13 protein-coding genes are annotated in these 11,978 nt (G+C 35.3%); 9 read left to right on the top strand and 4 right to left on the bottom strand.

Translation table 11 applies throughout. From position 1 onward, the window contains the following. The 7 genes from RYK20_RS04435 to RYK20_RS04405 form a co-directional block, all read left to right on the top strand. Positions 1–833, top strand: an 833-nt coding sequence (locus RYK20_RS04435) for a homoserine kinase (protein WP_314894550.1), incomplete at its 5' end; no start/stop codon positions are given. A gap of 19 nt (positions 834–852) precedes the next feature. Further along, on the top strand, positions 853–1,305 hold the full coding sequence (locus RYK20_RS04430; protein ID WP_311455519.1) for a 6-carboxytetrahydropterin synthase: 453 nt from the start codon (positions 853–855) through the stop codon (positions 1,303–1,305). 19 nt (positions 1,306–1,324) lie between these two features. Then, on the top strand, positions 1,325–2,092 hold the full coding sequence (locus RYK20_RS04425) for a type III pantothenate kinase (RefSeq protein WP_297978325.1): 768 nt from the start codon (positions 1,325–1,327) through the stop codon (positions 2,090–2,092). A gap of 143 nt (positions 2,093–2,235) precedes the next feature. Next, on the top strand, positions 2,236–2,442 hold the full coding sequence (gene ccoS, locus RYK20_RS04420) for a cbb3-type cytochrome oxidase assembly protein CcoS (RefSeq protein WP_297978324.1): 207 nt from the start codon (positions 2,236–2,238) through the stop codon (positions 2,440–2,442). Between the two features lie 42 nt (positions 2,443–2,484). Beyond that, positions 2,485–4,677, top strand: a complete 2,193-nt coding sequence (gene ccoN, locus RYK20_RS04415) for a cytochrome-c oxidase, cbb3-type subunit I (RefSeq protein WP_311455520.1) — start codon at positions 2,485–2,487, stop codon at positions 4,675–4,677. Positions 4,678–4,686: 9 nt separating this feature from the next. Then, a complete protein-coding gene (locus RYK20_RS04410; RefSeq protein ID WP_297979133.1) occupies positions 4,687–4,878 on the top strand; it encodes a CcoQ/FixQ family Cbb3-type cytochrome c oxidase assembly chaperone in 192 nt (63 codons plus the stop codon). After that, the gene (locus tag RYK20_RS04405) at positions 4,875–5,732 is read left to right on the top strand and encodes a cbb3-type cytochrome c oxidase N-terminal domain-containing protein (protein ID WP_297979130.1); all 858 of its coding nucleotides are present in this window, start codon (positions 4,875–4,877) and stop codon (positions 5,730–5,732) included. The genes RYK20_RS04410 and RYK20_RS04405 overlap by 4 nt, the downstream gene beginning before the upstream one ends. Positions 5,733–5,883: 151 nt before the next feature. Here RYK20_RS04405 and RYK20_RS04400 read toward each other — a convergent pair whose 3' ends face one another. The 4 genes from RYK20_RS04400 to RYK20_RS04385 all read right to left on the bottom strand — a co-directional run bounded on the left by RYK20_RS04400 (position 5,884) and on the right by RYK20_RS04385 (position 9,598). Further along, entirely contained in the window at positions 5,884–7,065 is a 1,182-nt protein-coding gene (locus RYK20_RS04400; protein ID WP_297979129.1) for an SPOR domain-containing protein, read from the bottom strand. Between the two features lie 138 nt (positions 7,066–7,203). Next, entirely contained in the window at positions 7,204–7,851 is a 648-nt protein-coding gene (gene pdxH, locus RYK20_RS04395) for a pyridoxamine 5'-phosphate oxidase (protein ID WP_314894549.1), read from the bottom strand. A gap of 5 nt (positions 7,852–7,856) precedes the next feature. Next, the gene (locus tag RYK20_RS04390; protein WP_311455524.1) at positions 7,857–8,636 is read right to left on the bottom strand and encodes a DUF3108 domain-containing protein; all 780 of its coding nucleotides are present in this window, start codon (positions 8,634–8,636) and stop codon (positions 7,857–7,859) included. Between the two features lie 98 nt (positions 8,637–8,734). Next, positions 8,735–9,598 carry a helix-hairpin-helix domain-containing protein gene (locus RYK20_RS04385; protein ID WP_314894548.1) on the bottom strand — a complete coding sequence of 288 codons (864 nt, stop codon included), beginning with the start codon at positions 9,596–9,598 and terminating at the stop codon, positions 8,735–8,737. A gap of 143 nt (positions 9,599–9,741) precedes the next feature. Between RYK20_RS04385 and prmA the strand changes: the two genes are divergently transcribed. Beyond that, positions 9,742–10,572: a 50S ribosomal protein L11 methyltransferase gene (prmA, locus tag RYK20_RS04380; RefSeq protein ID WP_314894547.1), complete on the top strand. Its 831-nt coding sequence runs from the start codon at positions 9,742–9,744 to the stop codon at positions 10,570–10,572. 2 nt (positions 10,573–10,574) lie between these two features. Further along, positions 10,575–11,621, top strand: coding sequence for a bifunctional diaminohydroxyphosphoribosylaminopyrimidine deaminase/5-amino-6-(5-phosphoribosylamino)uracil reductase RibD (gene ribD, locus RYK20_RS04375; RefSeq protein ID WP_314894546.1), 1,047 nt, complete (start codon positions 10,575–10,577; stop codon positions 11,619–11,621). Positions 11,622–11,978 lie beyond the last annotated feature (357 nt).

The raw sequence follows: 11,978 nt of genomic DNA, 5'->3' as shown, positions 1-11,978 counted from the left end.
TGGAGGTTACTCCCAATGGTACCCAGCAGAACAAAATCACCTTTATTGAAAGTGCTACTCCCCTGCCTTATGCCGTGGAGAAAAACTCTTGTACCGTGGTCATTCAAGCTATGCAAGCACAGTTAGAAAATCCTTTGTATGTAGATGTTCGTATCCGCAAGGGTTTTGCTTCTGGTAGTGGCTTAGGCTCTAGTAGCGCTAGCAGTGCGGCCGCAGCTTTCGCTTACAATACCCTTATGGGGAATCCTTTTTCCTTAGAGGAGCTATTGCCCTTTGCTGCCGAAGGCGAACGTGCAGCTTGTGGATCAGCGCATTACGATAATGTCTCCCCTGCTATCTTAGGAGGGATTGTGCTTTTGTATCAGAACAAACCTATTCGATTACCCCTACCTAAAGGTCTGCATGCAGTATCTTTCTTTCCTAATATAGAGGTAAATACCGCTTCGGCTCGTAGTATAGTGTCTCGACACGTATCTTTGGACATCGTAGCCAAACAAGTATCTGCTATGGGGGCTTTTGTAAGCGGTTTATACCAAGAAGATTACGACCTTTTAAGAAAAGCGTGCAAGGACTTTTTGGTAGAACCTTCCCGTAAGATACTCATTCCTTATTTTGATGAAATGAAGGAAGCTACTCTAGAGGCTGGTGGGATCACCTTTGGAATTTCAGGTTCAGGTCCTTCTGTATTTGCCTTGGCAGAATCTCGTATAGTTGCTGAACGTATTCTTGCTGAGCTACATAAAATCTACGCAGGACAAGGTATAGAAACACTTTCTTTTATAGAAGATTTAGCTAATGGAAAGGGATGTCGCCTTTCTGAGTTTGATGACTAAATATTATTTTGAAATAAAAATGGCAAAAATTCGTATTACAAAGAAATTTGAATTTGAAGCAGGACATGCACTTTATGGTTATGATGGAAAGTGCAAAAATATACATGGTCATAGTTATAAGCTATGGGTTACAGTCATAGGTACTCCAATTGAGAATATAGAGAATGTAAAAAATGGAATGGTTATTGATTTTGGAGATATTAAGGAAATTGTTAATGAATATATTATAAAAGAGGCTGACCATACAATATTTTTTAACGGAAATAGCCCACATAAATTTCTCGCAGAAAAGCTTAAGATGGAAGGACATAGAGTAGTTTTACTTCCTTATCAACCGACTAGTGAGATGCTTATTGTTGATTTTGCTCATCGATTGCAACAATATTTACCTTCACATATATCTCTCTATAGCCTCCGCTTACAAGAGACAGAAAGCTCTTATGCTGAATGGTATGCTTCTGATAATATTTAATGAGATTTAATAATATAATATGTTATTAGCAGTTAATATAGGCAATTCTAATATTCGTTTTGCAGTAATGGAGGACAATAAGGTACATCTTTCTTGGACAATAGCGACCAAACCTTATCGTACAGCAGGAGAGTTTTACATTACTTTTCAGACTTATAAGGAACAATACAAGAATGCCTTTAATAAGATTACCAAGATTGTAATAGGATCTGTAGTTCCTCAACAAACACAAATTATAGCTAAGATGTTACAAAAGACATTTCAAGTAAAGCCTTTTGTTGTCAATCGTGATACTCCAAGTGCTGTTAGTCATCATTCTAATCAGATGGGAACAGACCTTTATGCAAATGCAGTTGCCTCTCATTATTTGTACCCTAATCAGAAGAAAATTATTATTGATTTTGGAACAGCTTTAACCCTAACAGGAGTTACAGAAGAAGGAAAGATTTTAGGGGTAATAATAGCTCCTGGGGTGATAACCTCTTTACAATCTTTAGTTAATAACACAGCTCAATTACCTTATATAGAGCTTAATGAACCTAAGTCTATTCTAGGAATGGATACAGAAACTTGTATGCAAAGTGGGATTATTTATGGCTATACAGCTATGGTAGAAGGACTTATTCATCGGATTAAGACAACATATCAAAGTGATTTCTTAGTCATTTCTACAGGAGGAGTAGGACATATTTTTAGTAAATTGACTTCTGAAATTCAGATAGATGATAAATATCACACAATAAAAGGATTATCTTACCTATATTCGTTGAATAGAGAGGATAAATGAGGCTTGAAGCTATAAACTTTTTTTGAGAGTTTATTTAAAATCAATATAATCATAATTTTAACAATATTAAAATTCAAAAAAATAAAAAATTATTTTTCAAATACAATAAAAAATCTTACATTTGCACCAAATTTTCATAATGGATGAGCGTTATTTATATGCTAATTTCTATTAGCACAATTGTGGTAGGGCTTTTTTTGTTCTTGTATTTGCGTGCCATCTACAAAGGACAATATGATGATGTTCAATCCCCTGCTATACGGATGCTCTTTGAAGATGAAATAGTAGAGGAAACCTCTGCTACAGATAACAACAACCACGAAAATTCTTCCAACCACAAAAATTTATAATGAGAACAAAAGATAAATTAAAACTTTCTAAAGAACATTTTTATGGAAATGGAACAATTTTATTACGACAACAAAATTGTTAGGAATTTCGTCTATGCAACTCTTTTTTGGGGTGTTATAGGGATGGGAGTGGGCCTTCTACTGGCTTACTTATTTTTGTTTCCTACCTTAACAGAAGGAATTTCTTGGCTGAGTTTTGGTCGTTTGCGACCTTTACACACGAATGCTGTGATTTTTGCTTTTGTAGGGAATGCAATTTTTGCAGGGAGTTACTATTCTATGCAACGCTTGCTTAAAGCACGTATGTATAGTGATTTTCTTAGCAAATTAAACTTCTGGGGATGGCAACTCATTATATTAGGAGCTGCTATTACTTTCCCAATGGGAATGAGTACCTCTAAGGAGTATGCAGAACTTGAGTGGCCTTTTGATATTGCAATTGCTATTGTATGGGTTGCTTGGGGTGCTAATATGATAGGGACACTTATCAAGAGAAGACAACGTCATATCTATGTGGCTATTTGGTTCTATCTGGCAACTTTTGTTGCGGTAGCTCTACTTCATATTTTCAATAATTTGGAGTTTCCTATCTCAATTACTTCTATGAAAAGTTACTCAGTGTATGCTGGAGTACAAGATGCATTGGTACAATGGTGGTATGGACATAATGCCGTAGCTTTCTTCTTAACAACACCTTTCTTAGGGTTAATGTACTATTTTATACCAAAGGCAGCAGAACGACCTGTATACTCATATAGATTATCAATTATCCATTTTTGGAGTTTAATATTTATTTATATGTGGGCAGGGCCACACCACCTTCTGTATACTGCACTTCCTGAATGGGCACAGAATCTTGGAGTGGTTTTCTCTGTAATGCTTGTTGCTCCTTCTTGGGGTGGTATGATTAATGGTCTATTGACATTACGAGGAGCGTGGGATAAGGTACGTACTGAGCCAGTACTAAAATTTATGGTAGTGGCTATTACAGGCTATGGAATGGCAACTTTTGAAGGACCTACCTTAGCTCTTAAGAATGTGAATGCAATTGCTCACTTTACAGATTGGATTATTGCACACGTACACGTGGGAGCACTTGCTTGGAATGGTTTCCTCACTTTTGGGATGATATATTATCTTGTTCCTAAAATGTGGAAAACCAACTTGTACTCTTTGCGCCTTGCCAATACTCATTTTTGGATAGGAACTCTAGGAATCGTTCTTTATACAATTCCTTTGTATATAGCAGGATTTGTGCAGGCTTCTATGTGGAAGCAGTTTACTCCAGACGGAAATTTGGTATATGACTTTCTTGATACAGTAAAAGCTATTATTCCAATGTATATTATGCGTGCTATAGGGGGAACATTATATATTAGCGGAGCAATCCTTGCTGTTATTAATGTAGTACAGACTATTCGTCAAGGACAAAAAGTAACTGACGAACTTGCTCAGGCGCCAGCTTTAGCTCCTATTAGCAAACGAAGAATAGCAGGAGAAACTCTTCATAATTGGCTTGAAAGAAAGCCTGTACAGATGACCATTTGGGCAACTATAGCCGTAGCTATTGGGGGAGCTGTACAAATCATTCCTACTCTTTTAGTGAAAGAAAACATTCCAACTATCTCAGAAGTAAAGCCTTATACTCCATTAGAATTAGAAGGTAGAGATATTTATATTCGAGAAGGTTGTGTAGGATGCCATACACAAATGATACGTCCTTTCCGAAGTGAGGTAGAACGTTATGGAGAATACTCTAAAGCAGGGGAGTTTGTATATGACCGTCCTTTCTTATGGGGAAGTAAGCGTACAGGACCTGATTTGCATCGATTAGGAGGTAAATATAATGATAACTGGCATCTTAATCATATGATTGATCCAAGAAAAACTTCGACAGGAAGTATAATGCCTTCTTATCCTTGGCTAATGCAGAATGAGCTTAATACAGATAGAACTGTTCAGAAGATGAGAACTTTAGCTAGCCTAGGAGTTCCTTATAATGAAGCGGATTTTCAATATGCTCAGAAAAATATTGAAATACAAGCTCGGGCTATAGCTAATAATCTTAATAATGATCCTAGGTTTGTTTCTAGCTATGAAAAATCGAAGAAAAATGCCGAAATTCGTGGTGAGAAATTCTTACCAATTGAAAAGCGTGAAATTATTGCAATGATAGCTTATTTGCAACGATTAGGAGTGGATATAAAAACAAACAAAGAAACTACTCAAAAATAATTAATTATTATGATGAAGTTCATAAAACACCATATGGAGACAATAAATGGAGTATCTATTTATCCTATTATTTCTTTAATAATTTGCTTTACTTTTTTTGTGCTCCTTTTTTGGTGGGTTTTTTCCTATAAGAAAAAAGATCTGAATGAAATCAGTAATATTCCTTTAAATGACGAAGACTCAAACAACAACATTTTATGAGAAATTTATTAGCTTTAATACGTATTCTGATTATCTTAGGCTTTGTAGCTTTATTACTAGAATACATATATGGAACTGAAGAAGCATCAGCTATCGTATCAATTCCTTCTATTACAATTTTCCTAGTTTTTCTTGCAATAGTTCTTATTGCCGTAGAGATGATTAATTATCGAGTAGAAGATATTATTGATAATTTGCTTACTGATGAACAGAAACAACAACGAGAGTTTCAGCAACAAAATAGTTGGTGGGGACGTATTTATCAGAAACTGATAGACCAAAAACCTCTTGAGAAAGAATCTGAAATAATATTAGATCATAATTATGATGGTATTCAAGAACTTGATAATAATCTTCCTCCTTGGTGGAAATATCTTTTCTATGCTTGTGTGATATTTGCAGTTATATATTTGTTCAAATATGAAGTCTTTGGAGGAGATAGCCAGAAAACTGAATATGAAAAGGAAATGAATGAAGCCAAATTGGCTATAGAAGCGTTTAAGAAAGCAAATCCTAACCTTATTAATGTAGATAATATAACTTTCTTAAATGATGAACCTAATATTCAAGAAGGTAAGAGTATTTTCTTAGCCAATTGTATGGTTTGTCACGCTCCTGATGGAGGAGGAGGAATAGGACCTAACCTTACAGATGATCACTGGGTATTAGGAGGAGGTATTAAGAATATTTTCCATACTATTACTGAGGGAGGACGAGCTGGTAAAGGGATGATTGCTTGGAAGTCTAAACTTTCTCCAAAACAGCGTCAGCAAGTAGCTAGTTATGTACTTTCGTTACAGGGAACTACACCAGCAAGCCCAAAAGCTCCAGAAGGAGATGTTTGGAAAGAATAAAGGAGATAAATCTTATGTTAAGAAGAGAGCTGTCCAATATAGGATTAGCTCTCTTTTCTAATATAATAAAAATATAAGCATAATAAAAAAACAAATGAGTTCAAATATATATATATTTGAACTCATTTGTTTTTTTCTATATTATAAAAAATTATTTGGCAGGCGGATAAATCCAAGTACTTAGTCCTTTTCCTTTTATTTGTGGCATATAACTTTCTGCTTGTGATCTAGAACTAAATCCTTTGTAAGCAACAAGGTAGTATCCTTTTTCATTTTGCCCTACCATTCCAGCAGAACTATATCCATCATTTTTAAGTTGTCGAACTCTATTACGAGCATTGGATTCTGAACTAAAGGCTCCTGCGATTAGGAAGAAATTACCAGATAATTTAGTCCCCCCTGAGCTTGTGTTAGTTGTTGTTGAAGAACTACTACTAGTAGCATCACTATTGGAAGAAGTAGGCTTAGTAGTAGCAACACTTTGTTTTTCAGCCTCTTTTGCTTTTCTCTCAGCTTCTTTAGCTTCTTGCTCAGCTTTTTTCTGTTCTTCTTTACGTTTTTTTACTAAATTAGGGTCTTTAGTTACTTGTATATCAGTAGCATTCAAAGGTATGTCAGGAGTATAGGTGGCCTTAGCAATTTCTTCATTTAATAATTCCTCTACTCTGGCAGGATCTGTTTGTACTTCTGCAATGGTAGGATTCTCTTTAGGAGTGAGAAGTGCATAAGCGGCATAACCAATAGCAGAAAGTCCTACAATAGCTACAGCAGCATATTTTATAGGGATAGGCATCTTGGGCCTAGGCTTTCCAGCAACAGCCTCTTCAGGAGTTACACTGGGATTCTCTACTAAGCCTGGTTTATTTTCTTGTGCGTTAGGATTAGCTATTTCTACACCTACTCCGGTCTCTGTCTTATTAATTTCTTTTGTAGTTACGCTAGACATACCAAAGGAATCTGTTAAGTAATTTTCCTTTGAAAGAGAAGTGAAGATAATATTGTTATCTGTTCCTTTGGTAAATTTTCCTATATTAGCCAAGCGAACTTCCATTCCTAGGGCTAAATCCTGTTTCCATCTATTAACAACAGATTTAATATACTCTTGGGCTTCTTCATAGGAAGAACGTTCCACCTCAGAAATATGCTTAGCTACTAAACCATCATTATAAGTCAGGCGTGAATTAAAAGTAAGCTCCTTTTGAGGAGGGGAAAAGGACTTATCAGAAGCTAGTTCTGCAGCTTTTCTATTGGAAACAAAAGCTCCAAATTCAGGAATAATAACACAATTATGCTTGAATATAAGGTCCTCTATATAAACATCCAAGTTTTTCATAAATCTATTCTTTACTTTTTTATTAAAGATAATTTTCGGCACAAAAATACATATTTTTTACCAAGCAAGAAAAGAAATATATAAAATGTTGATAAAAAATATGTTTGGTGAGTAAATTTACTTTTTTATTAACGTTTGTTAAGGGCTTAATCGCTCTATTTTCCAATCATAGTCTTCTTGTAGAGAATATCGAATACGATCGTGCAGACGATTAGGACGTCCTTGCCAAAACTCCATAGAGATAGGTCTAACTAAAAAACCTCCCCAGTTTTCAGGTCTCTTTAGAGGAGCTCCATTGCTAGTTTTCTCTAGGGAATTCAGCCTCTCCTGTAGGAATTCTCTTGAGGGAATAACTTCACTCTGAGAAGAAATAATAGCAGCTAGTTGACTTCCTCTAGGACGTGAGGCAAAGTACCCATCTGAGAGATTAGGTGCTAATTTCTCGGCAATACCTTTAATGATTATTTGCCTTTCTAAGGTAGACCAGAAAAAAGATAAGCACAGATGAGGATTTTCCATAATAGCTTTTCCTTTTTCACTTTCATAGTTAGTATAGAAGATGAAACCTTCATCAGTGAATTTTTTTAGGAGGACAACTCTAGTTTTAGGAAATCCATCTTTACCAATTGTTGCAACAGACATAGCATAAGCTTCACGTTCAGTATCAGAGTTCTGAGCCTGTAAGAACCATTGTTGGAACTGTTCCATAGGGTTCTCTCGTAAGTCCTTTTCTAGAAGTTCTCCTTGAGAATAAGTAAGGCGTAAATTACTTAAGTCTTTTTCCATAAAGTTTATTTATTTTTGAGTACTGTAGGATATTTCAACCCACTAAAGTTGATAATTTCTCCTACAAGAGAGCCAACACGAAGACTAGCTTTAATTTTTACAGGAATTTTATTAGAATCATCACTAATCCAAAGAGTTAAGCTTTCTTGCTCTTTGAATACACGGCCATCTTGTACTAAAGGTCTGAATATAAGGGTATTGACTTCTCCTAATGGGGTTTCTATTTTTTCTCTGCCTAGAAATTTTAATCTGAATTTGAATACTTCATCGTCATCAAAAATCATATCCATATTCACTTCATCATTCTTATTCAGAGAGTTCATTTTAGGATTGTTACGTAAATAATATAGTGCCGAGATAACATCTTTTATCTCAGGCTGTATAGGCATTGTCTTTTCTTCTTTATTCTCTAGATTTTTGATTCTTACAGAATTATTATTGAAGTTAAAGAAGAAATTCAGCTTTTTTGTATAACCTCCTTCATAGATATCACGGTTAAAAAAGTAAGGTTTTCCTGTATTTTTATCAAAATAGCTTTCGTAAGTGTCTTTTACAGTAAAAAAAATCTTAGCCAATCCAGTTGTTTCTCCTTTTCCCAAGGCGTGATAGACATTTTTTCCTTCATATACCTTATTTTTTAGGGATAAAGAGGCATAACTAGCATTGAAAATTCCATAGCGAACACGAAATTTCAAATATTCTCCTTCTTGGAAAGCACTTTCTTCTTGTGAAAAGCAATATGAGGATAATAAAAAGCAAAATACAAAAGAAAATATCTTTTTCATAAAACTCTATCTAATAAAAATTGGGGCAAAAATACTATATTTTTTTATATGGCTAGCTTATTTTGTAAGTTTTCTAATAAATTTATGAATAGAACTAATCAATTTACTTTCAGATACCAGCCTAATTGCTCTATTTTTTCAGGAGTAAATCCTATGCTTTTTAGTTCATCAAGTGAATTAATTGTTCTTCTTTCGGAACGGAAAATAAGTACTTCATCTACTTCTTTGTGTGACAAATAAGGAACTTTTGACAGTTCTTTCTTAGATACTTCATTGATGTTAAGCTTTATAATTTCAGGCATAGAAAGGAGTTCAAAATATTTCCAGACCTCTGTTATTACATCCTCGGATAATCCATATATCTCGCTGAGCTGTTTTTTAGAGGAAAATCCTTGTACTTTTACTCGGTATTTGATAATTCGGTCAGCGAGTTTTTCTCCGATTCCTCGTATGGGTAGTAAATCTTCTATTGAAGCAGTGTTTAAATCTTTTTTAATGATTTTTTCAGTTTTCTTTTCATATGAATGATAGTTTTCTTTCTTCTTTGTTACCCAATCAGGGAACTTCATTAGGGGTTCTATAGTAGCTAAGAGAGAATCTGAGACTTGTGTAACCGCTTGGAACTCTTTTGCTGAATTTACATATTTGCCCGTTTCTCTAAAGGATTGTAATCGGGAGAGTTCCTCGGCTGAAATACCCAAAATGTAGGCTTTGTAATCCGAAATGAAATTTGGATTGAATGAACTCAGAGCATATTGCTTTTCTTTTTCGCTCTCTTGTACCTTTAAGCTGTCTATTTGCTCCTGAAGAGCTATCACCCGCTCTTGAGAAAAGGCTGACGAAGAAGGTACATCTACTAAGAAATAAGCTATCTGTAATATAACGCAACAAAGAAGCAAGGCAAGAACACCTCGCTGCTGTTGTTTTTTCCAAAAGGAATAACCTGAAGTATATTTTTTCATCAGTGAAAAGGCTTGCTAATGGCTGACAAATATACAATATTTGTAAAAGATAACAAAGAAAAATAAACCTTAGAAAATATTTGCTTCCGTTACTCATTTTCTGTACTTTTGTGCCTCTTAAAATAATAAAAATTTTATTTGATATGAATTATATTGAGTACGATTTCACGGTTACTCCTATCGAATTGGGTGTAGAAATCCTTGTGGCAGAACTCGCAGAGGTAGGATTCGAAAGCTTTGTGGATACACCCACTGGCGTTAAGGCTTATATCCCTAAAAACCTTTGGAGGGAGGATGTCCTAGAGGATGTTTCCCTGCTGGAGAACGAAGAATTTACGATTTCTTACCAAGTAACAGAAATAGAACAGGTCAATTGGAATGAAGAATGGGAAAAGAACTTTTCTCCTATCGTTGTAGAGGATATCTGTACGGTACGAGCCAATTTTCATCCGGAACCTTCTACTCCTTATGATATCGTGATTACTCCCAAAATGAGTTTTGGAACAGGACATCACGAAACTACCTATATGATGCTCCAGCAACTCATTCCGCTATCTCTTGAGAGGATTAAAGTATTGGATATGGGCTGTGGTACAGGCATCTTAGCGATTATGACAGCCCTCCGTGGGGCTCGCGATATTACGGCTATCGATATAGATCCTTGGTGTGTGGAAAATGCAACTGAGAACGTACAGCAGAACAATTGTTCATTCATTATTGTAAAAGAGGGCGATGCCTCTGCTATTGCTGGGGAGAAGTATAATCTTATATTGGCGAATATCAATCGTAATATCTTGCTATCGGATATTCCGGCTTACGCTCAGGATTTGCTACCTGAAGGGATTCTTTTGGTCAGTGGGTTCTATCTGGAGGACTTACCAGCCATACAAGAACGATGCCGAGAGGTAGGACTTACTTTCGTTAGCTATATAGAAAGAAATAATTGGGTATCAGCGAAATTCCAACGTCAGTAGTTATGACAACAGACGAAAAATATATGTGGCGATGCCTTTCCTTAGCTCATAAAGCAATGGGATATACTTACCCTAATCCTTTGGTAGGGAGTGTGATTGTTCATAATGGGCAAATCATAGGGGAGGGGTGGCATACTAAGGCTGGTGAACCCCACGCAGAGGTTAATGCGATTAGTTCGGTCAAGGATAAAAATCTTCTTAAGGAAAGTACATTATATGTAAGCCTAGAGCCGTGTGCTCATTTTGGTAAAACACCTCCTTGCGCCGACTTAATTATAGAAAAGGAAATTCCTAGAATAGTAATTGGTTGTACCGATATTCATTCCAAAGTGTCTGGAAAAGGAATAGAAAGGCTCCAACAGGCTGGCAGGGAAGTCGTTTTAGGTGTATTGGAAGAAGAATGCCAAGCCCTGAATGTTCGGTTTTTTACCTTTCATTCTCGCAAACGCCCGTATATTATTCTCAAATGGGCACAGACAGCAGATGGCTTTATTGCTCCTGAACACAAGGATACAAATACTCCCGTATGGATTTCCAATGATTTTTCTCAACAGCTCACGCACTTATGGAGAGCTCAGGAGGAAGCTATTTTGGTTGGGAAGAATACAATTATAAAAGATAATCCTTCCCTTACAACTCGGCATTGGGTAGGGAATAATCCGTTGCGATTAGTAATAGATGCTGACCATTCTCTACCAGCTTCTTCGGCTATTTTTCAGGGAGGGAATACCGTTGTTTTTACCTCTAAAGAGGTCTCCAATACCTCCAATGTGTCTTTTGTACCTCTTTCTTCGGGTCTTTCTATGCCCGAACAAGTTTGTAACTATCTCTATGAAAAACAAATACAAAGCCTTATCGTAGAAGGAGGCACTCAAGTACTTCAACAATTCATAGAAAAAGGATTATGGGACGAAGCACGTGTATTTGTAGGAAATAGTCAATTCTTGAAAGGAACAAAAGCGCCCTTATTACAAGCCAATCTAGTAAAAATACATAACATAGGAGGTGATCACCTATTTATATATAAAAATTCATCGTCTGATTTATAGTTTTTGAAATCTATAGAATCTCTCTTCACATTAGAACAATATTTTATTTCCTATATTTAATTTCAATAACACGAGCAAGATGCTCGTGTTTTATTTCTATCATATATAGAATAATATTGATTATGTATAAAAAGGATTTTACTTTGATAAACTTCCTCTTTACTTATTAAAAATGAATAAGGATTCGTTGATAAATCCAAATAAGTCTATATGAACTCAAATTTTTATATTTTTATATCTTATTTACCTATCCAGCAAACTAATTTTTTCTATATGATATGGTAAGGAGAGGTTCATTTATATCAGATTTCTAATTATATATTATATTTACTAGTAAAAAATATATTTCTCATAATA

The sequence above is a fragment of the uncultured Capnocytophaga sp. genome (assembly GCF_963525585.1).
GTDB lineage: Bacteria > Bacteroidota > Bacteroidia > Flavobacteriales > Flavobacteriaceae > Capnocytophaga.
This window is presented reverse-complemented; position numbering and strand designations above follow the sequence as displayed.